The following is a 24,814-nucleotide window of genomic DNA, read 5'->3' on the forward strand; positions in this document are numbered from 1 at the left end:
TCACTGGATCAGGTCGCCGGCCTCGGGTGCGGGGGGTCCGCCCAGTGCCGGGGTCATCAGCCGGGCCATGGTCCGCAGCCCCGCGTCGTGGACGATGGTGAAGTGGTCGGCGTCCACGTCGTGCACGCGCAGCGGCTTGCCGACGAACCGCCCGAAGCCGTTGGTGCGGTCGCCGTCGAGGCGCCGCATCGCGGGCAGCCCGGCCGGGTTCCGGGCGCCGACGAAGCCCTGGGTGGCATGGAAGAAGGTGACGTCGGCGGGTTCCGGCAGCGGCTGCGGCACGTACTCGGTGAGCAGCCTGACGTTCTGGTTGAAGGCGTCGTTGGTGCGCCGCAGCAGCGTCAGGACGTTGTCGGGGGCGAGTTTCGCCGCCGCCTTGTCGACGACGTGCCGGGCGATCAGCCGCAGTTGTTCGTCGATGTCCTTGCCGAGCAGCGACTCCAGGCTGACCAGTTCGGTGATGTTCCACCGGTGGCAGTAGGCGTTGCCGAGCATCATCAGCGGCAGGCTCTCCGACTCGTCGTCGGTGAGCGAGGACCAGTCGACACCGGCCCAGGCGGGCGTCGTCGGCATGATGCCGTCGGCGATGACGAGGGAGTGGACGCGTTCGCCGTGGTGCATCAGCTGGCGGGCGACCTCGTAGGCGACGACCCCGCCGAACGACGAACCGGCCAGGGTGAAGGGGCCGCCGGGGTGGTCGGCGCGGATCGCGGCGGTGTACGCGGCGCACATCTCCTGGAAGGTGCCGAAGCGGTGCAGCCGGGAGTCGAGGTCGATCTGCTCGACCCCGAGCAGCGGGTACTCGGCGCCGAGGTAGCGCGACAGGTACAGGCCGTAGCTGACGTCGCCGTACATGTGGTGCATCCAGTACGACCGCTGCCGGTGCCCGGCCCGGTTGATGCCGGTGATGAACTTCCGCCCCTCGCGGGCCGCTTCGGGCTCCGGCCGCCGCAGCCTGCGCAGGTCGACCGCCGCACCCGCGGAGACCAGGTAGTCGGGCCGGCTCGGCAGGTCGAGGGTCCGCGGCGGCACGTCCAGCCAGCGCGCCCAGTCACCGGTCGTGGGCCGGCCGTCCAGCAGCGCCCGTACGACGGTGACGCGGGCCGGTCCGGACAGCGGCCGTGGGGTGTACGACGCGAGGGCGGTGTGCAGCGCGGTGCGGTGGGCGTGGGCCTCGCGCAGCCATTCGGCGAGCATCGCCTCGCCCATCGGCGGGGCGGCGTGGGTGGTGAGCACCCGGGCCGCCTCGGCGTGGCCGCCGTCTCCCACGCCGTCCGGGACGTCCCCGTCGAGCCACCGGTAGCCGCCCCAGACGGTGCCGAACGCGCCGGTAAGCGCGTCGAGGCCGGAGGGGACGGGGTCGCCGGGCTCGGGGGCGCCGATGAGGAGGAGTTCGTCGACCCGGTGTCCCTGTTCGAGGAGCCTGCGGGCCGTCTCGAAGGCGAGGACCGCACCGCAGCCCTGGCCCGCCAGGCGGTAGGGGCCCTCGGGCCGGCCGGCGAGGACCGCGGCCGTGGCGGCGTCCGCCAGTTCGGCGATCGAGGACAGCGGGGACAGGCCGGTGCGGAAGCCGGGCGGTTCGACGCCGAGGACGGGGCCGTCGTCGGCGAGAGCCGTCTGCACATGGGTCAGCCAGCTCAGCTCGCCGGTGTCACCGGGCATGCAGTGCACGGGGACGCCGGCGCCGTCGGGGACGAAGGGGACGACGCGGGCTGTCGGACGCTCGGCGGCCGGTTCCGGCACGGCAGTGGCGGCGGAATCCGGCACGGCAGTGGCGGCGGAATCCGGCACGGTGGAGGCGGCGGGTTGCGGGCTCAGGGTGGCGATGTGTGCCACCAGGCGCTCCAGCGTGGACTGTTCGAAGATCGCCGCCATCGGGATCTCCTCACCGAACCGCGCCTGGACCCGCTGCATTATTCGCAGCGCGACGATCGAGTCGATCCCGTACGCCGCGAAGTCCTTGGCGGGGTCGATCTCCTCCGGCGCCAGCCCCACCCCCTGCGCCACCAGCTCTCTGACGTGCAGGGCCAGTTCGGAGGTGTCGTCGACAGGTGCCGGCTCCGGCGGTGCGGGCTCCTGCGCCCGGGGGGTCCCGGGTGCGGTGGCGGTGTCCTGCGGACGCTGCGGCGCGGCCTCGGGCAGCCAGTACCGTTCCTCGGCGAACGGGTACGTCGGCAGCGGCACCCGCCGTCCGGTCGGGCCCTCGAGCCGGGACCAGTCGGTCTCCTTGTTCCGGACCCATCGGATGGCCAGCTCCCGCAGCGGGCCGACGCCTTCCGGTTCGCGTGGCCCGGAGCCCGCGGCCCAGGCGCGCAGCCGGGCCACCAGCTCGGGCAGCGTGTCCGCGATCACCGCCAGCCGCTCGGTGAGAGCCGGCCGCCCCACGCGCAGGGTGTACGCCACGTCGGCGGGACGGCACGCGCCGCGCTCCAGGCTTTCGGCCAGGAGTTCCGCGTACCGGCGCAGCCGCTCCTCGGTGAGGGCGCTCAGCACGAACAGCTGAGGGCCCGCGGCGTCGGCGCCGGACCGGTCGGGCTCGGCAGGCTCGAATTCCTCGACGACCACATGGGCGTTGACGCCGCCGAAGCCGAAGGAACTCACCCCGGCCCGGCGCGGCGGCTCGCCGCCGGCCCGGCCGGCCGGGCGGTGCCACGGCCGGGCCTCGTCGACAAGGTGGAACGGGGTGCCGGTGAGGTCGATGAGCGGGTTGACGCGTTCCAGGTGCAGCGACGGCGGCAGGGTGCGGTGCTGGAGCGCCTTGATCACCTTGACCAGGCCCGCGATCCCGGCCGCGGTCTCCAGGTGCCCGACGTTGGTCTTCACGCTGCCGAGGGCGCAGTAGCCGGTGCGGCCGTCGCCGCCCAGTTCGTGGAAGGCGTCGACGAGGCCGTTCACCTCGATCGGGTCGCCCAGGGCGGTGCCGGTGCCATGGGCCTCGACGAAGGTGACGGTGTCGGCGGTGACTCCGGCGGCGCGGTGGGCGCGCACGATGACGTCGGTCTGCGCCTGCGGGTTGGGCGCGGTCAGGGAGTTGGCGCGGCCGCCGTGGTTGACGGCGGTGCCCCGGATGAGGGCGTGGACGTGGTCGCCGTCGGCGAGGGCGCGGCCGAGCGGCTTGAGGAGCAGGGCGGCGACGCCCTCGCCGCGCACGTAGCCGTCGGCGCGGTGGTCGAAGGTCTTGCAGCGGCCGTCGGGAGAGAGCATCCCGGACTTGCCGAAGGCGAGATAGCCGGTCGGGGACAGGATGACGTTCACTCCGCCCGCCACGGCGGCCTCGCACTCCCCCGCGCGGATCGCCTGCACGGCCCGGTGCACGGCGGTCAGCGAGCTGGAGCACGCGGTGTCGACGGGCTCGCTGGGGCCGTGCAGTCCGAGCAGGAAGGAGACCCGGTTGGCCAGGACACTGTGCGCGTTGCCGGTGGCGGCCTGCCCGTCGATCTCGACGCCGCGGCCGATCAGCATCTGCGCGTACTCGGAGGAGCCGACGCCGACGAACACTCCGGTGCGGCTGCCCTCGAGGGAGGCCGGGTCGTGGCCCGCGTCCTCGATGGCGTGCCAGACGGTCTGGAGGAACAGCCGGTGCTGCGGGTCCATCGTGCGGGCCTCGCGCGGGGAGATCCGGAAGAAGTCCGCGTCGAAGCGGTCCACGCCCTCCAGGAACCCGCCCCGACGGGACGGCACCCGGTGCGGGTCCTGGCCCGGGGCGCCGTGGATGTCCCGCCAGTCGAAGCGGTCCTCCGGCACGTCACCGACCAGGTCCCGGCCCGCGACGAGATTCTCCCAGTAGGCGTCCAGGTCCGGGGAGCCCGGGAAGCGGCCCGCCATGCCGACCACGGCGATGGGCTCGGCGGCCGGCTCCCCGGCGGGGCGCGCCGGGGCGGCGGCGGCGACCGGTTCGGGTGCCGGCGGCACCGGCACCCGTGCGGCGAGGGCCGCCACGAGCGAGGCGACGTCGGTGTGCGCGTACAGCTCGGGAGCGAGTACGCCCACGCCGAGCCGGTCGCCGAGCACCGCCGCGAGTTCGGTGAGCGTGACGGAATCGAAGCCGAAGTCGCTCAGGTGCTCCTCGGGGCCGACCTCCTCGGTGGGCAGGCCGAGGACGCCGCTGATGGCAGCGGCGACGATGTCGTACACGTCGCCGGTGGGGGCGGTGGCCGGTGCGGCTTCGGGTACCGGGGCCGTGATCGGCTCGGCCTCGGACTCAGCCTCCGGCTCGGGCAGCCAGTACCGGTCGCGGGCGAACGGGTAGCCCGGCAGGGAGACGACGCGACCGGTGCCGTCGAGGTCCCGCCAGTCCACGTCCTCGCCGTCCGTCCAGCGCCTGGCGGCGGCCGCCCACTCGGGCGGCAGCGCCGCCAGGTCGGGAGCGGATGCTGGGCCGCCGCCGGCCAACGCGTCGAGCCCGTCGGCCAGTTCGGGCAGATCACCCGCGACCAATACCGTGCGCGTCCGCAGCGGCTCGCGCCCCACCCGCAAGGTGTGGGCCACGTCGTCGAGGGCGGCGTCGGCGCCCGGGCCGCGCAGGAAGTCCCGCAAGCGGGCCGCCAGCCGGGCCAGTTCGCCGGGCCTGCGGGCGCTGAGAGGGACGAGCCGTGGTCCACCGGTGTCCTGGGCGGGTTCGGTCGGCCGAGGCGGGGCCGCCACGATCAACTGGGCGTTGGCGCCGCCCACCCCGAAGGAGCTGACGACCGCGTGCCCCGCCGGGTGGCCGTCGTCGCCGGGCCAGGGCTCGGTCCGGCGGACGAGGGCGAGCGGGGAGCCGTCCGCCGAGAACGCCGGAACGGGGGTGGTGACGTCGAGGGTCGGGGCGAGCCGGCCGGTCCGGAGCTGGAGCAGCACCTTGGTGAGCTGGGCCATGCCGGACGCGGCCTCCAGATGGCCGATGCCGGGCTTGAGGGAGCCGACGCGCACGGGGCCGCGCCCGGCGTCCCGGTGGCCGAAGACCTCGCGCAGGGCCTCGGCCTCGACCGCGTCGCCCACCGGAGCGCCGGTCGCGGCGGCCTCGACGTACCGGATGTCGTCGGGGCCGAGGCGGGCTCGGCGCAGGGCGCGGCGCAGCAGTGCGGCCTGCGCACCGGCGTCGGGGGTGGTGTAGGTGTCGTCGCCGGCGTTGTGGTTGACGGCCGAGCCGACGATCAGGGCGTGCACGCGGTCCCCCGCCCGCAGCGCCTCGGGCAGCGGTTTGAGGACTACGACGCCGACGCCCTCACCGGTCACCATGCCGTCGCCGTCCCGGTCGAAGGCGCGCGCGTGGCCGTCGCCGGAGAGCATCCGGGCGCGCGCCAGCTCCTCGTGGTGGGCCGGGTGCAGGATCAGGTTGACGCCGCCGACCACCGCCGCCCCGCAGTCGCCCCGGTGCAGGGACTCGCAGGCCAGGTGGAGGGCGGTGAGCGAGGACGAGCAGGCGGTGTCCACGGTGACGCTGGGGCCGGAGAAGCCGAAGCAGTGCGAGAGGCGGTTGGCCAGCGACCAGTGCGCGGAGCGGGCGTCGGGCCGCTCGCCCCGGGCGCGGCGGTCGGCCGCCAGCGCCTGGTAGGGGGTGTGCATGGCGCCGGTGAAGACTCCCACCCCGGTCCCGGACGCGTGGACCGCGTCGGCCTCCAGGCGGGCCCTGGTCGCTCCCGCGTCCTCCAGCGCGGTCCAGGCCGTCTGGAGCAGCTGCCGTTCCTGGGGGTCCATGGTGGCGGCCTCGCGGGGCGAGATGCGGAACAGCAGCGGGTCGAAGCGGTCGACGTCGGTGAGGAAGGCGCCCCAGCGGATGCCGGACGCGGCGCCCTGCGCGTCCGCGTCCCAGCGGTCGGCCGGGATCTCGCCGATCGCGCGCCGCCCGTCGCGCAGGTTGTCCCAGAAGGTCCACAGGTCGTCGGCGCCGGGGTAGCGCCCGGCGACACCGACGACGGCGATGGGCACCTCGTCCGGCGGCTCCTGCCCGGGCTGGTCCGCCGCCCGCCGCACGACCGGCGCGGCGGACGCGGCGGACGCCTCGGACGCCTCGGACGCCTCGGACGCGGGCACGGTGACGCCCTTCGCGAGCACCAGGTCCGCCACCTCGGTCAGGGTGAGGCCGGTGAGTGGTTCGTCGAGGACGACACGCTGTCCGAGGTCCTTGCTCAGCGCCTCGGTGGCCTCCATGACCACCAGCGAGTCGACGCCGTAGTCCAACAGCGGGGTGTGCGCCTCCAGTTCGCCGGCGTCGAGCCTGAGGCTCGCGGCGAAGCGGGTGCGCAGGCGGTCGACGAGCCAGGTGCGGCCGTCGTGGTCCTGGTCGGCCGGCATGGTCGGGGCCTCCGTTACGGCGGTGACGGGCGCGGGTTCCGGCTCCGGTGCCGGAGCGGCACCGGCTTCCGGGTGGGCGTCCTGGGGGCGGATGGTGCCGCGTTCGGCGAGTACGAGGCTCTGGTCGGTGTGCGCGCCGGCGTCCTCGGTGGCGGCCAGCGCCCGTACGTCGCGCAGCCCGGCCTCGGCGAGCAGCGCGCGCCAGTCGTCGGCCGCGAAGAGCGGTGAGTGCGGCAGCCGCAGCGCGCCGTCGCCGTACAGCCACCAGCCGTCCGTGAGGCCGAAGACGAGGGTGACGGCGTCCAGGACGGCGGTCGACTCGGTGACGGCGAGCAGGGCGCCGGGGCGCATCAGGGACGCGACGTGGTGGAGGGTGGCGCGGATGTCACCGGTGGCGTGCAGGACGTTGGCGGCGACGACGATGTCGTACCGCTCCCCGGCGAAGCCCTGCTCGGCGGGGTCCGCGGCGATGTCGAGGGTGCGGAAGACGGCCTCGGGGTGGTCGGGTCCGAGCCGTTCGGCGGTCTGGCGGACGAGGGCGGGTGAGATGTCGGTGCAGACGTAGGCGGGTGCTCCTCCTTCGCACCGCCGGAGGGCGGCGAGGAGGGGGCGGGTGGTGCCGCCGGTGCCCGCTCCGATCTCCAGGACGCTGAGGGGGCGGCCGGGTTCGCGTCCGCGCAGCTCCGTCGCCCGGCGGGCGACCGCGGCGGCGCACATCGCGTTGAAGTGCCGGGAGCGCGGGTCGTCGTGGTAGAGGGCGGCGATCCGGTGCTGGGAGCCGCCGGGGAAGAGGACCTCCAGTCCCCGGCGGCGGTCGGTGAGGACGTCGGGCAGGGCCGCCGCGCAGTCGGCGATCAGTTCCACCGTGGGCGCGCAATGCGGGTGGTCGGCGACGAGCCGCTCGGTCAGCCTGGTGCGGTCGTCCGCGCCGGTCGCGGAGTACGGGTCGGTGGGGAAGCTGAGGCGGCCGTCGTCGTCCCGGAGGAGACCGGGGCCGCGCAGCATGTCGAGCAGGGCGTCGAAGAGGCGCCGTCGCCCGGGGGCGACGCCCAGGTCCGCCGCGAGGGCGGACGGCGTGCGGGCGGCGTCGGCGGGGCGGGGGGCGCCCATCCGGTGGAGGGCGGCGAGGACCTCCCGGCGGGCGAGGTCGTCCAGGCGGGCGAGGTAGCCGGACGGTACGCAGGAGTCGCGCCGGACCTCGGTGGCGCCCGCCACGGCCGCCCGTACCGCCTGTCCGTCGCCGGGGGCGTCGAGGGTGTCGGCGGGGGTGTCGGTGACGCCTTCGAGTGCCTGGTCGCCGGTGGTCTTCAGGACGGTGGCCTGGGTGAGCGGGGCGCCCAGTACGCGGCGGAACGCCTCGACACCCTCCTCGTCGGTGAGACCGGCCACGCCGAGGCGGGCCACCCGGCGCCGGTAGTCCTCGGAGGCGACGGAGCCGCTGTCCCCCCACAGGCCCCAGTTGAAGAGTCTGACGGGCAGTCGGGTGCGGGCGGCCAGATGGTGGGCGTAGGCGTCCTGGAAGGTGGAGGCCGCGCTGTAGTTGCCCTGTCCGGCGTTGGCCCGGTGGGAGACCGCGGACGAGAACAGCGCGAAGAAGTCGAGTGGTTCGCCCGCCAGGGCCTCGGCGAGGACGACGGTGCCGTGGGTCTTTGCGTGCAGGGCGGCGCGGAAGGTCGCCTCGTCCATGCGGTGCAGCAGGCCGTCGGCGAGGGTGAAGGCGGCGTGCACTGCTCCGTCGACGGAGCCGAAGCGGGCGCGGACCCGAGTGAGGAGCGCGCCGACGGCGTCGCGGTCGGTGATGTCGGCCTGTTCGTAGACGGCTTCGCCGCCCGCGTCGCGCAGCTCGGACAGCAGGGTGTCGGGCAGTTCGCCGAGGGGACGGCGGCCGACGAGGACGAGGCGGGCTGCGTACTCGCGGGCGAGGTACCGGGCCACCGCCCGCCCCAGGCCACCCGCGCCGCCCACCAGAAGACAGGTACCGCCGTGCCGGAGCGGCAGCCCGGTGTCCGGGACGTCGGGGAGGGTGACGGGGCGCAGTGTCCTGCCGAGGCGGATACGGCCGCGCAGGGCGACCTCGCGCACCGGGAGTTCACCGGGTTCGGCCGCCACGGCGGCGGCCAGCCGGTCCGGTTCGGCGCCACCGCGCGTCAGTGCGCGGCGGTCCAGGTCGAGACAGCTCACGGTGACGAACGGCAGCTCGCGGGCGAGGCACTTGGCGAGGCCGATCAGCGCGGCGGCGTACGGGTTGCGGGCCGGGACGGCCTCGTCGGTCTGCTGGCTGTCGCTGGTGACGACGGACAGCCGCAGCCCTTCGGGGCGCCGGGCGGCGAGCCGTCCCGCGAGCCGGAACAGGGCGAGGCAGCCCTGGTCGAGGGCGGTGTCGAGGTGGGCGAGGTCGTGGCTGCCGTAGAGGCGGTCGTCGATCCCGCCGAGGAAGTGCAGCACGCTGTCGTCGTCCAGGGCTTCGACGGCGGGGCCGAGGTCCCGGTACGCGTCCGCGGTGTCGAGGCGCAGCACGCGGGTGCGGGGCGAGCGCGCGGCCAGGGCCTGGCCGAGGCCGAAGTCGCGGGCGGTGGTGAGGATCAGGGTGTGGCCGGTGTGCGGGGCCGGCGCGGGGACGGGGGCGTCGAGGACCTCCCAGGCGGTGCGCAGATGGCGGACCGCGGCGGACTCGGGGCGCGCGGCGGGACGGGCCACGCGCAGGTCGTGGATGGCCGCCACGGGTACGCCGTCCGTGTCCGTCAGCGTCGCATCGGCGCGGGCGGTGCCGCGTTCGGGGTCGTGGTCCAGCAGCCGCACGTGCACATGCCGGGCGTCCCCGACGCGCCCGGTCAGCTCCACGCGGGTCACGGACGCCGGGAGGAACGGCGCCGCGCCCTCGGCCGGTTCGGGGAGCACCCCGTGCAGGGCGTGCAGGGCGCCGTCCAGGGTGCCCGCGTCCACCGCCCAGTCGGGCGCGGACGTACCGGGCGCCGGCGTCAGCTCGCCGAGGGCCTCTCCGCCGGGGCCGCTGTGGACGGCCGCGAGCCGCCGGAAGAGGGGGCCGTAGGCGAGGCCGCCGTTCTGGGCGCGGTCGGTGTAGAAGGCGGGGCCGTCGTGGCGGGTGGTGCAGCGGGCGCGGATCGCGTCGAGGTCGAGGGCGGGGGGCTGTTCGGCCGGGTCGGAGCCGGGATGGAGGGTGCCGGTGGAGCAGGGACGCCCGTCCCGGACGCCGATCGCGTAGTCGAGCCCGCCGTCCGCGGCGGCGGTGAGGGCGACGCGGACCGTGGTGCCGCCGTCGGGTATCTCGACGGGGGTCCGCCACCGTACGTCGGTGATCTCCCGTACCCCGCCGCGCCCCAGCCTCTCGGCGGCGGTGGCGGCCAGCTGGAGCTGGGCCACTCCCGCGAGCAGGGCGCGCCCCTGGACGAGGTGGTCGGCCACGATCCGGTCGTCCCGCGCGAGGGCGGCCTCGTGGACCAGTCCGTCGAGGGCCGGTACGACGCGGTCGAGGGACCCGGGCGGGGCGGGGCGCGCGGTGCCGCCGGGGTCGAGGGGCGGGGTGGTGGCGACCCAGTGGCGGTCGCCGGCGAACGGGTAGGTGGGCAGCGGCACGCGCCTGGCGCCGTCGAAGGCGCCGGCCCAGTCGACGGAGGCGCCCCGGGTCCACAGCCGGGCGAGCGCGCCGAGGTCGCGGGCGGCGAGCAGTGGGGCGGTGCGGACCGGACCGGCGGGGGGCCCGGCGGCGGGGTCGACGCGCCCGGTGACCAGTCCCGGGGCGGCGCCGGTGGCGAGGAACTCGCCCAGCCTGTCGCGGAGTTCGGCCCGGGTGCGGGCGGTCACGGCGAGTCTGCTGTCCAGTTCGTCGCGGCCGGTGGCCAGGGTGTGGGCGAGGTCGCGCAGGATGGGCCCGGGGCCGGGCTCGAGGTGCCGGTGCAGCCGTCGTACGACTTCGCGCAGCCGTTCCTCGGTCTTCGCGGACAGGACGACCAGCTGTTCGGTGTCCGCCCCGGCCGCCGGGCCGGGGTGTGGGGTGTCCGGGGGTTCCTCCAGGATGACATGGCCGTTGGCGCCCCCCGCGCCGAAGGAGCTGACGGCGGCGCGGCGCGGGAGGTCCGGGCGCAGTCGCTCCCAGGGGGCGGGGTGGCGTTGCAGCACGAACGGCGACGCCGAGAAGTCGATCTTCGGGTTGGGTTCGTCGGCGTGCAGGGTGGGCGCGAGCCTCCGGTGGGCGAACTGGAGCAGCACCTTGGTGATGCCCGCGACGCCCGCCGCCGACTCGGCGTGCCCGATGTTGGACTTGGCGGAGCCGATCGCGCAGTAGCCGACGCGGTCGGTGTGCTCGGCGAAGGCCCGCCGCAGTCCCTCGATCTCGATGGGGTCGCCGAGCGCGGTGCCGGTGCCGTGCGCCTCGACGTAGCCGATGGTGTCGGCGGTGACCCCGGCGCCGCGCAGGGCGGCCGAGATGACCTGGGCGTGGGAGCGGGGCGAGGGAACGGTGTAGCCGTTGGTGCGGCCGCCGTGGTTGAGGCTGGTGGCGAGGATGACGCCGTGGATGTGGTCGCCGTCGGCGCGGGCCGCGGACAGGGGTTTGAGGACCAGCGCGCCCGCGCCCTCGCTGGGCACGAACCCGTCGCCGCCGGCGCCGAACGCGCGGCAGCGGCCGTCGGTGGACAGCAGCCGCATGTCCGCGAGCACACCGTACTTGATGGGGTGGGTCTGGATGTGCGCGCCGCCGGCGATCGCCATCGCGCACTCGCCGCGCCGCAGCGACTCCACGGCCAGGTGCAGCGCGGTCAGCGAGGACGAGCAGGCGGTGTCGACGACGAGGCTGGGGCCGTGGGCGTCGAGGAGGTAGGAGAGCCGGTTGGCGATGGAGAAGTCCATCGAGAGGGCGATGACCCGGTGGCCGCGGCCCCACTCCTCGGCGCCGATCAGCTTGTAGGAGGTGGCGGTGGCGCCGACGAACACGCCCACGGCGTGCTGCTCGCCGCGCCGGGTGCGCTCGTGCAGCAGCCGCCGTGAGTAGCCCGCGTCCTCCAGCGCCGACCAGGCCACTTCGAGGAAGACCCGTTCGGTGGGGTCGGCGCGCTCGGCGTCGCGGGGCGAGATGTTGAAGTAGCGGGCGTCGAACCGGTCGGCGTCTTCGATGAACCCGCCCCACTTGGCGTACACCGTGCCCACGCCGCGCTCGCCGGGGTCGTGGTAGCGAGAGTGGTCCCAGCGGTCGGCCGGGACCTCGGTGATGGCGTCCTCGCCGTCGCGCAGGGTGCGCCAGAAGGCGTCGAGGTCGCGGCCACCGGGGTAGCGTCCGGCGACGCCGACGACGGCGACGGGTTCGCCGGCCGGGGCCGTCGCCGGGGTGCTGGGACGGCGGTCCGGCGCGGTCCGCCCGGAGGTCCGTGCGACGGCCGTGTCCGGAGCGAGCAGGCCGCGCAGTGTCACGCCGTGCTCCGCCGCGAGGTGGTGGGCGAGTTCGCCGACCGTTCGGTACTCGAAGAGGAGGGTGGCGGGCAGCGGGCCGAGCCGGTCCTCCAGGACGGTGTGGATCTTCTTGATGAGGACGGAGTCGACGCCGACGGTGGACAGTTCCTGGTCGGCGCGGAGCCGGCCTTCGGGCAGCCGGAGGAGGTCGCCTACGAGGGCGAGCAGGTACCGCTCGACGGCCGGTTCGAAGTCGTCGCCGCCGGTGGAGGGCTCCCGGCGGCTCTCCTCCGCACGCTCGGCCAGGTGCCGGGCCACATGGGCGCGGACGCGTTTCGCGTCGCCGTGCACCGCGTACACCTCGGGCCGCCGCGCCGCGAGCGCGGTGCCGATGGTGTCCAGGAGGGCGTCGGCGGGCAGCGCCGTCATGCCCTGGAGGTCGTGGACGGCCCGCTTGTCCCGCTCGCTCAGGTCCATGCCGCCGCCCTCGGTCAGCGGCAGCGCGAGCGCGACGGTGGCGCCGGGCCGGCCGGCGTCCGCCGCACGTGCGGCGGCGAGGGCGCCGAGGGCGCGGTTGGCGGCGGCGTAGTCGCTCTGTCCGGGGCCGCCCGTGTAGGCGGCGACGGAGGAGAGCAGCACGAACGACTCCAGCGGTTCGGCCGCGGTGGCCTCGTCGAGCACGGCGGCGCCGGTGATCTTCGGCGCGAGCACCCGGCGTACCGTCTCCGGCTCCTTGTTGACCAGATACGCGTCCTCGTTGACGCCCGCCGCGTGCAGCACGCCGGTCAGCGGCCCGAACTCCTCGTGGGCCCGCGCCACGGCACGCCGCACGTCGGCGCGCCGGGTGACGTCGCCCTGGACGTACACGGCCGCGCCGCCCGCCTCGCGCAACCGGTCGAGGAGCCGGTCGACGCGCGCCGTCGGCGCCGAGCGGCCGAGCAGGACCAGACGCGCCGCGTGCCGGCGGGCGAGGAGCAGGGCGGCCTGGGCGCCGACGCCGCCCGCGCCGCCGGTGACGAGGTGGACGCCACCGTCGCGCCACGGAAGGCCGGCGGTGGGCTCGATGGGGGTGAGCGTCCTGGTGGCCCGCCCGCCGGGCCCGTGGCGGACCTGGCGGGAACCCGGGGCGGGCAGGGCCAGTTCGACAGCGGCGAGTTCGAGGTGCGTACGGCCGCTGCCGTCCCCGGCGGGGTCGACGCTGTGTACGGCGACGGCGTGGACGCGGCGGACCTCCTGGGCGGCGATCTGGCACAGCCCTCCCAGGGCGTCGGCCGTCACCCGCTGCCCGGCCCCGGCCGTGAGCACGGCGAGCGCGACCGGCTGCCGGGAATCGTCCTCGACGACCGTCCTCAGCAGCGCGAACGCGGCGTCGAGGGCGGCAGCGCCGGACGCCTCGCGGACGTCGAGCACGACTCCGGGACCACCGCTGACCGCACGCCAGGCGCCCCGCCAGTCCACGGGGGCGTCCGCCGGGATCACGAGCCGGCCGGAGTCGTCCGGGTCCCGGGCGTCGGTGCCCGGGCGCAGGACGAGGACGCGGACGTCGGCCGGACCCGTGTGCGGGATCGGCGCGGGCGCCGTCCAGGTGGCCTCGTACCAGACGGTGGCCGGCTTCTCCGCGGTGACGCGGCGCAGCAGCGCCGCGGCCTGCCGGGCATCCAGTTCGCCCCGGCTCACCCGTGCCAGGATCTCTCGTTTGGCCTCTTGCAGACCGGTTCTCATCAATGGCCCCCGTCCCCGAGAACAAGCATGTCGTCGACCTCTTCGACCGACCTGGCGCCGTCGCGCAGGTCGTTGAGCAGTTGCAGCAGTTCCTCGTCGTCGTCCGGCGGGGCCGTGGCCCCCGGTGGCTCGTCGGCCCAGTGGCGGGTGGGCTCGAACGGGTAGCCGGGCAGCGAGACACGGCGGGGTGCCGGGTCCGTGCCGTCCGGGTGCCGGTCGGGCAGGCCGCCGCCCGCCACCCAGTGCCGGGCCAGCGCCTCGGGACCCGCCATGGGCGGTGGGCTCGACGCGGGGGGTGCGGTCGCCTCGCCGTGGAAGACACCGGGGCGGTCGAAGGCACCGTCCGCGCAGGAGCGCAGCCGGTCCAGCAGTTCGCCGGTGCCGGCGACCAGCAGGGCGAGCCGCCACGGCATCGGGTCCCGGCCCACCCGCAGGGTGAACGCCAGGTCGTCGAGGGGCAGATCGGGCTCGTCGTCCGCACGGCGTGCGGTCAGCCGGGCGGCGAGCCGGGCCGCCGTGGCGCGCAGCGCGGGCTCGGTGCGGGCCGACAGGACGATCAGCCGGGGACCGCCGGTGGCCGGCCGTGCGGGGCGCGGCGGCGGTATCGACTCTTCCAGCACCACGTGCGCGTTGGTGCCGCCGAAACCGAGCGAGGTGACGCCCGCCCGGCGCGGGATCTCCGCGCCGGTGTCGTCGGTGAGCCGGGGCCACGGGCGGCGCTCCGCGACCACCTCGAACGGGCTGCCTGCCAGCTCCAGCAGCGGGTTCGGCGCGCCGAAGTTGATGCTCGGGGGGAGTTCGCCGTGGCGCATGGCGAGCAGCGTCTTGACGGTGCCGATGAGTCCTGCGGCGGCCTCCAGGTGCCCGGCGTTGGACTTGACGCTGCCCAGACCGCACCAGGGCGGCACGGGTTCGTTCTCGGGGCGGCCCAGGAGGTCGGCGTAGGCCTTGCGCAGCGCGCGGACCTCGATCGGGTCGCCGACGTGGGTGGCGGTGCCGTGCGCCTCGATGTAGGTGACGGTGCGCGGGTCCACACCGGCCCGCCGGTGGACCGCCGCGATCAGCTCGGCCTGGGCGACCGGGTTGGGCACGGTCATCGAGGTCACCCGGCCGCCGTGGCCCACTCCGCTGCCGCGGATCACGCCGTGCACGGTGTCGCCGTCGGCCAGTGCCCGGGACAACGGCTTGAGGTAGAGCGCGCCGACGCCCTCGCCGCGCACCATGCCGTTCGCCGCGCTGTCGAACGGGCGGCACACGCCGTCCGGCGACATGACGCCGAGCTGGCCGAGCGCCACGAACAGCCGCGCGCTCAGGTTGAGGTGGACGCCGCCGACGATGGCCCCGCCGCACTCGCCGTCCTGGATGGCCCGGACGGCGCGGTGCAGCGCGCTGAGCGAGCTGGAGCAGGCGGTGTCCACCGTCTCGCTCGGGCCGTGCAGGCCCAGCTGGTAGGAGATCCGGTTGGACAGGATGCAGTGGCCGACGCCGAGGCTGGCGTGCGCCTCGCGGTCGCGGCCGATGCGGATGAGGTGCTCGTCGTAGTCGTGCGAGGTGGCGCCGACGAAGACGCCGGTGTCGGTGCCGTTCAGGCCGCCCGGGCGGTGCCCCGCGTCCTCCACGGCCCACCAGGCGCAGTGCAGCAGGAGCCGCTGCTGGGGGTCCATGAGCCCGGCCTCGAGCGGCGAGATGCCGAAGAACTCCGCGTCGAACTCGTCGACGCCGTCGATGAAGGCGCCCCAGCGGGTGTCGGTCTTGCCGGGTTCGCGCCGCGGGTCGCCGTAGACGGGCCGCCAGTCGAAGCGGTCCGGCGGGATCTCGGTGACGAGGTCGGCGCCCTCGCGCAGCCGCCGCCACAGGGTGTCGCAGTCGGGGGCGCCCGGGAAGATCCCGGCCATGCCGACGACGGCCACCGGATCGTCGTCGGGGGCGGGCGCAGGGGCGGGGGCGGGCCCAGGGGCGGGGGCGGCCACAGGGGCGGGGGCGGGCACAGGGGCGGGGGCGGGCACAGGGGCGGGGGCGGGCACAGGGGCGGGGGCGGGCACAGGGGCGGGGGCGGGCTGCTCCTGCTGCCCGGGTTCTGGGGAGGCGGACACGGTCGCCGTCACCGCCGCACAGGCGGCGGGCGTGTTCTCCAGCAGATAGGCGGCCAGTTCCGCCACCGTCCGGCACTCGTACAGCAGCACCTTCGGCAGGGCCCCGAACGTGCCCTCCATCGTGCGGACCATCTGGATGGCCCCGAGGGAGTCGAGACCGTACGTCGCGAAGGGGGTGGTGTCGTCGACCGTCTCGGCCGGGATGGACAGGAACTCCGCGAACTCCTGGCGCAGATGGCGTGCCAGCGCCGCGGGCGTGTCCTCCGTGACGGGAGCCGGGGGTGCGGCGGGTGCGGCGGGTGCGGTGGCGGGTGACGTCGTCGACGTGCGCTCCACGGTCTCGACGTCCGTACCGGACGTGCCCGGGGCCGCCCGGCCCACCAGCACGCACTGGTCGGCCTCGGACTCGTCGACGTCGGCTGCGCCGAACACCCACACCGGTTCGAAGCCGCCCGTGGCCAGCACGCGCCGCCAGCCCGCCGCGTCCAGCAGCGGAGAGCCGGGCAGCCGTCCGTCCTGGGGCGGCTGCCAGCCGGGCACCATGCCGAACATCAGGGTCAGATAGTCCAGGGCCCGGGTCAGCTCGTTGAGGGCGAACAGGCCGCCGGCGGCGAGCAATCGGCGGATCCGGACGACCGAGTCGGCCACGACACGGGTCACATGGACGACGTTGGTGGCCACCACGGCATCGAAGGAGCCGGGTTCGAAGCCCTGCCCGGCCGGGTCCGCCTCCAGGTCGAACGCGGCGTACCGCACCGCCGTACGGGCTCCGGCGAGGCGCTTGCGGGCGACGCGGAAGAACGCGGGCGACACATCGGTGAAGTAGTAGGTCACGGTGTCCTCGGGCAGGCCGAGGGCGTCGAGCCGGCGCAGGACGCGCTCGGTGGTGGCGCCCGAGCCCGCGCCGATCTCCAGGACCCGCAACGGCTCACCGGGGCGGCGGGCGTGCTGTTCGCGCAGGTGCGTCGCCACGGCGCGGGCGATCAGGTCGTTGAAGTGGTTGGCGATGCCGGTGTTGCCGTAGACACGGGCGATGCCCTGGTCGTCGCCGTCACCGGGGAAGTACAGCTCCAGCGGGTTCACGCGGTCGGCGAGGACGTCGGGGAGCCGGCCGGACCAGGCCACGACCAGGTCGACGTGGGGTTCGATCTCCGGGACGGCGCCGGCGAGTGCACGCATCCGGGCGGTCAGGCGGGCCTGTTCGGCCTCCTCCCCGTCGGCGGGTGGCTCGCAGGTGCGCAGGGCGCGCTCCAGGAACTCGGTGAAGTGCTCGTGCCCGGGCGCGATCTCCGTCCCGTCGGCGAGGCGGTCGTCCGCGTCGTACCTGCCCCGGCCGGTGTGGGCGCGCAGGACGGAGGCGGCGAGCGCGCGCCCCAGGTCGCTGAACTCGACGAGGGCGTCGAGGACGCGCGCGCCACGGTAGCCGCTCTCCGCGACCTGGGCGGCCAGTTCCGCGGCGAGGGGTTCGGTGGCGTCCGCCTGCGGGGACGGCGGCTGTGGGCCGGCCGGGGGTTCGCGCAGCCAGAAGCGCCGGGGTTCGAACGGGTAGGTGGGCAGCGGCACGCGGGGCTCCGGGCGGCCGTCGGGGCCGGTCGGCCAGTCGACCGCCTCGCCGTCCGTCCAGCGCCGGGCGAGCCGGGCCGGGTCGTCGGCGGGCCGCGCGTCGTGGGCGGGCCGCGCGTCATGGGCGGGCCGCGCGTCATGGGCGGGCCGCGCGTCATGGGCGGCGGCGCCCGTCATGTCGTACACCCGGCCCGCGCCGTCCGTCTCGTCGGCCGCGAGCAGGGCTTCGAGGCCGCGGACCAGTCCGGCGCGGTCGTCGGCGATCACCGCGGCGCGTACGGCGGCGGCCTCGCGGCCGTGCTGCAAGGTGGCCGCGATCCCGGTCGTGGGCAGACCGCAGCCGGGGCCGAGGACGTCCAGGTACCGCCGTGCCAGGGCACGCAGCCGGTCCGGGGTCCGGGCGGAGAGCGGGAACACCAGGGAGCCGTCGGCGGAGCGTGCCGCCTGCCGCACGGGGGGCTCTTCCATGACGACATGGGCGTAGGAGCCGCCGAAGCCGAAGGAGCTGACGCCCGCGCGGCGCGGCACGCCGGGCGGCGGGTTCCAGGGCACAGGTTCCCGGTTGACGTACAGCGGGCCCTCTTCGAGGCGGCAGTAGGGGTTCGCTTCGTCGAACGACGGCATCGCCGGGATCAGGCCGTGCCGCATGGACAGCACGGTCTTGACGACGCCCACCAGGCCCGCCGCGCCCTCGGTGTGCCCGAGGTGGGACTTGGCGCTGCCGAGCACGATGCGCGGCTCGCCGTCGCTGTCGCGCAGGGCGCTCTTGACGGCGTCGACCTCGATGGGGTCGCCGAGCCGGGTGCCGGTGCCGTGCGCCTCCAGATAGGTGAGCGTCGCCGGGGCGATGCCCGCCTCCCGCCAGGCACGACGCAGCAGCGCCTCCTGGCGGGCCTGGTTGGGCGCGGTGGCCGAGCTGGCGTGTCCGCCGTGGTTGACCGCGACGGACTTGACGACGGCGTGCACGGGGTCGCCGTCGGCGAGGGCCCGGCGCAGCGGTTTGAGCAGGACGGCGGCGACCGCCTCGCCGGGGACGTAGCCGTCGGCGCGGGAGTCGAAGCTGTAGCAGCGCCCGCCGGGTGACAGTGCGCCGATGGCGGAGAGCTTGAGGTAGTGGCGGGGGCTGGCGATGAGGTTCGTCCCGGCCGCGAAGGCCATCGCGCACTCGCCGCGGCGCAGCGCCTGGACGGCCAGGTGGAGCGCGGTCAGCGAGGACGAGCAGGCGGTGTCGACGGTCAGGCTCGGGCCGCTGAGGTCGAAGTAGAACGACGGCCGGTTGGCGGTCATCGACATCGCGGCGCCGATCGGGTCGTGCACCCCGACCGTGCGGCCCCGCGCGATCATCTCGTTGTCGTAGTCCTGGAAGCACTGGCCTACGAAGACACCGGTGTCCGAGCCGCGCAGCGCGGGCGTCGCGCCCGCGTCCTCGGCCGTGGCGTAGAGGACTTCGAGCAGCAGCCTGAGCTGCGGGTCCATGCTCTCGGCCTCACTGGGCAGGATGCGGAAGAACGCCGCGTCGAAGGTGTCGACGGCGTCGATGAAGGCACCGTGACGGCAGTCCGTGGTGCCGGGCGTGGTACCGGTGGGGTCGTAGTGGCGGCTGTGGTCCCAGCGGCTTGCGGGCACCGGGGTGACCAGGTCGTCACCCGCCGCGAGCCGGGCCCACAGCGCGTCCGGTCCGTCGGCGCCTGGGAACCGGCCACCGATGCCGATGATCGCGATGTCGTCGTGGTCCGGCATGGCCGGCCCGGTGGCTGTGTCGTCCTCCTCGGAGCCACCCTCCGGCCGTCGGGCCGGTGCGTGTCCCGCGACGGCGGGCTCCCGGCGGCGGGCCGTACCCCCGTTGCCGGTGGGCGGGTCGACGGTCCGCCCCGGGCCGTCGTGGGCGGCCCGCCAGCGGGTCAGCTCGGCCTCGTACTCGTCGACGAGGTAGCGGGACAGATCCGGCACGTTCGGGTGCCGGAACAGCGCCGTGGGAGGTACGGCGACCCGGAACTCCTCGTCGAGGGCGGCGTTCAGCTCGATGAGCGTCGCCGAACCGAGGCCGAGTTCCATGAAGTTGTGGCCGTTGAGCTCGCTCGGCGCGGTTCCCGCCGGGCCGGGCAGCAGCGCGGCCACCGCGGCGGCGACGCGTCGGGTCACGGCCGGCAGCAGGGCGGCGTCGGCGAGGGGGCGCGCGAGGCCCGGCTCCGGGTCGTCCAGCCAGTGGCGCCTGCGTTCGAACGCCGTCACCGGCAGCGGCGTGCGGGACGGGCGGTGGCCGGGCGGGGCCTGCTCCAGCACGACGTGCGCGTTGGTGCCCCCGAAGCCGAACGAGGAGACACCGGCGCGGCGCGGCGCGGAGCCCTCGCGCGGCCAGTCGCCGCCGGTCAGCACCGGGCGGAACGGGGTCCGCTCGAACCGGATCCGCGGGTGCGGCTCGGCGCAGTGCAGCGTCGGCACCAGGCGGCCGTGGTGCAGGCCCAGCACCACCTTGATCAGAGAGGCGACGCCTCCGGCGTGCAGCAGGGCGCCGATGTTGGTCTTCACCGACCCGACCCCGGCCGGCCGGGTACGGCCCTCGACCTGGTACGCCTCCGCGGCGGCGGAGATCTCGACCGGGTCGCCGAAGCCGCTCGCGGAGCCGTGCGCCTCCAGATAGCCGACGGTCGCCGGATCGACGCCGCCCGCGCGCAGTGCGGCGCGGATGACCTCGGTCTGGGCCTCGTGGCTCGGGGTGGTCGGTCCGACGGTGCGGCCGTCGTTGTTGACGGCGGAGCCGACGACGGTCGCGAGGATGGTGTCGCCGTCGCGCAGCGCCCGCCCCTCCTCCTTCAGCAGCACCAGGCCCGCGCCCTCACCCGGCACGAACCCGGCCGCGTCCCGGTCGAAGACGCGGGACCTGCCGTCCTTGGACAGCGCACCGGCACGGTCCAGACCCACGTACACGAACGGATCGAGCAGCAACTCGACGCCCCCGGCGACGGCCGCCTCGCACTCCCCCGCCAGCAGGCTCTGCACGGCCCGGTGCAACGCGACCAGCGAGGACGAGCATGCGGTGTCCACGGCCATGCTCGGGCCGCGCAGGTCGAAGGCGTGCGAAAGGGCCGCGCCCGCCATGTTCGGCAGCGAGTCGGCGAGCAGCCGGGGCGGGGTCGGCAGCCCGGCGAGGAAACCGCGCCGGGTGTAGTCGTTGGGGCCGACGCCGAGGAACACGCCGGTCGCGCTGCCCGCCAGCTCGGGGCGCCGGTATCCGGCGCGGTCGAGGAGTTCCTGGGCGACCTCCAGGCAGATCCGCTGCTGCGGGTCCATCCAGCGGGCCTCTTCGTCGTCGACGCCGAAGCGGGCGGCGTCGAACTGGTCGACGCCGTCGATGAATCCGCCCCAGCGCGCGGCGGCGACGACATCGGTGCCCGCGTGCCGCAGCCACTCCCCGGGCCAGCGCCCGTCCGGCGCCGGGCCGACGCAGTCACGGCCCTGGACGAGGTTGTCCCAGAAGCTCTCCAGGCTGGGCGAGCCGGGGAAGCGGCAGGCCGCGGCGACGACGGCGATGCGGCTTCCGCCCGTGGACGGCGGCGCCGCGGCGGGGGCGGTGGTGGCACGTGCCGGCGGCGCGGGCACGTGCGCGTCCCGCAGCACCTCGGTCGCGAGATGCCCGGCGAGCGCCTTGATCGTGCGGTGGCGCAGGAGCAGCGACGGCGGGATCGGTACGCCGTACTTCTCCTCCAGGCCGGTCAGGGCGCGCATCGCGGCGACGGAGTCCAGGCCGTAGTCGGACAGTTCGTCGTCCACGTCCAGTTCGCTCTGGGGGAGTTTGAGGACGTCCGCGACGACCTCCCGCAGTTCCCGTACGAGGGTGCCCGGGTCCGGCCCCGGGCCCTCGTTCGCGGCGGGCGCGGGCGCGGCGGGCGCGGCGGGCGCGGGCGCGGCGGGCGCGGCGGGCGCGGGCGGGGGCTGCTCCTCGCCCGGGTTCTCGACCACTGACCTCATCCGTGCCTCCAGCCGGGCCGGATCGCCCTGGAGCACGACCAGTTGCGGCTCGTCGAGGGCGAGCGCGGCGTGGAAGGCGGCGAGGCCCTCCGCGGTGTCCATCGGCTCGAGACCGGCCCGCACCAGCACGTCCTGCTCCACGTCGGGGTGGATGCGCATCCCGCCGTCGCGCCACATCGGCCAGTTGACGGACAGGGTGCGGCCACGGGCCTCGCCCCGGGCGCGCAGCGTCTCGCGCCGTTCGGCGTAGGCGTCGAGGAAGCGGTTGCCCGCGGTGTAGTCGGCGGCGCCGACGCTGCCGAGGACGGCCGAGGCGGACGAGAAGAGCACGAAGTAGTCCAGGTCCTCTCCCCGGGTGGCCAGGTCGAGGGCGCGGGTGCCCGCCAGCTTCGGCGCGAGCACCCGGCGGACCGAGTCCAGCGGTTTGGTGATGAGCAGCCCGTCCTCGGTGACGCCCGCCGAGTGGATCACCCCGGTCAGCGGTCCGAAGCGGGACCGGGCCTCGTCGACGACCCGCGCCATGTCGGCCGGGCGCACCGTGTCGGCCTGGAGGTACACGGCGTCACTGCCCGCGCGCCGGATCTCGTCGACGGCTGCCTGCTGGTCGGGGCCCGGCGCGGAGCGGCCGAACAGGACGAGGGAGACCTTCGCCCGCGCCGCCATGTGCCGGGCCACGTGCCGGCCGAGGCCACCGGTGCCGCCGCTGATCAGGTAGACGCCGCCGGCGCGGGCGAGTGGGGTGCCGACGGCGGCCGCAGGGCGGCTGCGGGTGAAGGACAGGACGGCGCGGGTCGCGCCGGTGTGGCGGACCTCGATGTCGTCGTGGCTCGCGGTCTCGGCGAGGAGCAGGGCGGCGAGTTCGGCGGTGCCGCGGCGGCCCCGGACGTCGACGACCTTGACGGCAAGCTTGGGCTGTTCCAGGCGCACGCTGCGGGCGAAGCCGCCGACCGAGGCGCCCGTGGGCAGGTCGCGGTCGCCGTCGAAGGCGTGGACGACGGGCAGCGTACGGTCCAGGCCGACCATCGAGGCCTGGCAGAACAGGAAGACGGGCACGAGGGCGGCGTCGAGGCCGTCCAGCGGTCCGTCGGCGGGCGTCGGGCCGTCCAGCTGCCACAGGTGCAGCACGGCCGAGGGCGTGACCCGGTCCGCGCGCAGCGCCGCCAGCAGGGCGCGGTGGTCCTCGGCGCTGTCGGGGGCGATGTCGTAGTCGTCCGGGGAGAGCCGGGTGTACTCCGTGCCGGGCCGCACCCACACCACGCGCCCGTGCCGGGAGCGCAGTTCGGCGACGCGTTCGGCGGAGGTGTCGAAGACGAGCAGGGTGCCGGTGACGGAGTCGCCCTCGACGGGGCGCGGTGCCCAGACGGGGCGGTAGAGCAGGGTGCGCTCGTCGAGCGGGGCCGGCGGCTCCGCCGCCGCGGCGGGCGCGGGCTGCGGCTCCGGCCCCGGCCCCGGCTCGGGTTCGGGTTCGGGCGGCGCCACGGGTGCCGGGGGCGGGATGGCCGACGCATCGGCCTGCGGCACGCGCACCGCGCCCGGCGGTACCGCCCTGGCCGCCATACCGCCGAGGCCGGGGACCCAGCAGCGCTGCCGGGCGAAGGCATAGGTGGGCAGGGAGATCCGGCGTGCCGTGGACGGCACGGTGTCCTGCCAGGGCACGTCATGGCCGCGCACCCAGCGTTCGGCGACCGACTCGGTGGCGAGCGGGGCGCTCGTCCCCTCCGGGGCGGGTGCGTGCTTGGCGCGGCCGGACCAGCGGCGCGCGGTGCCGTCCCGTCCGGTGAGGAAGTCGTCGAGGGCGCCGATGAGTTCCCCGGTGTCGCGCGCCGCGAGGGCGAGCCGTGACTCCATCGCCCGACGGCCCGCGCCGAGGGTGAGGACGATGTCCTCGATACGGAGCTGGGGGTGGGCGCGCAGGTGGTCCACCAGGCGTCGAGCCTGGTCCCGCAGTCTGCTGTCGTCGCGTCCGGACAGCGGGACGACGTACGGGACGACGGTGCGCGGTCCGCTCCGCGCGGTGCCGGCCGCGACAGCGGCCGGTTCCGGCAGGTACTCCTCGACGAGCACATGGGCGTTGGCGCCGCCGAAGCCGAAGCTGCTGAGCGCGGCCCGGCGCGGGGCGAGGGCTCCGGTGCGCGGGTCGGTCACCCGCTCCCAGGCCTCGGTGCGCCGGGCGACGTAGAACGGGGTGCTGGAGAAGGGGATCTCGGGGTTCAGCTCGTCGGTGTGCAGCGAGGGCACGATCAGCCGGTGGCGCAGCGACAGCAGCACCTTGGTCAGCGAGGCGATGCCCGCGGCGCCCTCCAGGTGGCCCACGTTGGACTTCAGTGAGCCGATGGCGCAGAAGCCCTGCTCCCGGGTGTAGCGGCGGAACGCCTTCGCCAGGGCGGCGATCTCTATCTGGTCGCCGAGGGTTGTGCCGCCGCCGTGCGCCTCGATGTAGGTGATGGTCTCAGGCGGCACCTGGGACTTCTCCAGGACCTCCAGGACGACCCGGGCCTGCGCGTCGGGGCTGGGGACGGCGAAGCCGCTGGTGCGTCCACCGTGCTGGGCCGCCGAGCCGCGGATGACCCCGTAGATCTGGTCGCCCTCGGCGATCGCGTCGGCGAGCGGACGGACGAGGACGGCGCCGACGCCCTCACCGGGGACATAGCCGTCGGCGCCGCGTCCGAAGACCCGACAGCGGCCATCGGTGGACAGCAGGTTGCTGTCGGCGAGGCGCAGGTACTTGTACGGGTGCAGGGACAGGTTGACGCCGCCGGCGACGGCGGCCCGGCACTCACCCCGCCGGATCGACTCGCAGGCCATGTGCAGGGTGAACAGGGAGGAGGAGCAGGCGGTGTCCATCGCCACGCTCGGGCCCTGGAAGTCGAAGGTGTAGGCGACGCGGTTGGGGATCAGCGAGGAGGTGGAGGCGACGACCTGCGGGGTGCCGTGCTGCACCGACTCCAGGCCGTAGAGCTGGTAGTCGTTCCACATCACGCCCACGAACACGCCGACCTTGGCGCCGGTGGCGGCACCCAGGGTCTCGGGGGTGTGACCGGCGTCCTCGATGGTCTCCCAGGCGGTCTCCAGGAAGAGCCGTTCGTGCGGGTCCATCAGTTCCGCCTGGCGCGGTGAGATGTTGAAGAACAGCGGGTCGAAGCGGTCGACGCCGTCGAGGAAGGCGCCCCATTTGCTGTACGAGCGTCCGGTGGTGCCGCGGCGCGGCTCGAAGTAGTCGCGGTAGTCCCAGCGTTCCTGGGGGATCTCGGTGACGCAGTCCTGACCGTCGCGCAGCACCTCCCAGAAGCGGTCCACGCCGGCGGCGCGCGGGTAGCGCCCGGCGAGGCCGACGATGGCGATGTCGTCGTCGGTGGCGGCGGGTTCCGGTGCGCTGACCCGGACCGTGGAAGTGGAAGTGGAAGTGGAAGTGGGAGTCGAAGTGGGAGTGGAGGTGGGAGTGGGGGCGGGGGCGGGGGCCGGGAGTTCGGGCTGCGGCTCGGCCACGGCGTCGGGCTGGGGTCGCGCCGCGGCGGGGCCCGGCTCCACGCCCTCCTCGCGCAGGTAGGCCGCCAGTTTCCGCACGGTCGGGTACTCGAACAGCAGCGTGGGATAGAGCTCCTGCCCGAGCCGTCTCTCCAGCTTGCCCGCGATGGCGAGCAGGTTGACGGAGGTCAGGCCCAGGTCGTAGAAGCCGCGGTCCTGTTCCACGCCGTCGTCGCCGCCGAGTATCTCGGTCACCAGCTCCGTGATCACCTGGTCGAGGGAGGCGACCGGGCCCTCGGGCGGTACGGGCGGCTCGGCCTTGG

At 75.4% G+C, this 24,814-nt stretch carries 2 protein-coding genes (1 of these 2 running past the window's edge); both read right to left on the reverse strand.

The window, feature by feature from the left end; all coding sequences use genetic code 11:
- Positions 1-13,401, reverse strand: a complete 13,401-nt coding sequence (locus ACZ4V1_RS08010) for an SDR family NAD(P)-dependent oxidoreductase (protein WP_468331114.1) — start codon at positions 13,399-13,401, stop codon at positions 1-3.
- Positions 13,401-24,814, reverse strand: partial view of an SDR family NAD(P)-dependent oxidoreductase gene (locus ACZ4V1_RS08015; RefSeq protein WP_468331118.1) — the 3' portion only. The gene runs 973 nt beyond the window's last position; 11,414 of the gene's 12,387 nt are visible here — the last part of the coding sequence; its start codon lies off the right edge, out of view; it ends in the stop codon at positions 13,401-13,403. Before ACZ4V1_RS08015 ends, ACZ4V1_RS08010 begins: the two co-directional genes overlap by 1 nt.

The organism is Streptomyces sp. NPDC028991, from assembly GCF_055564775.1.

What these genes read in the sequence shown, in the direction of transcription:
- ACZ4V1_RS08010 (WP_468331114.1), bottom strand. Translation starts at nt 13,401, where the DNA reads ATGAGAACCGGTCTGCAAGAGGCCAAACGAGAGATCCTGGCACGGGTG.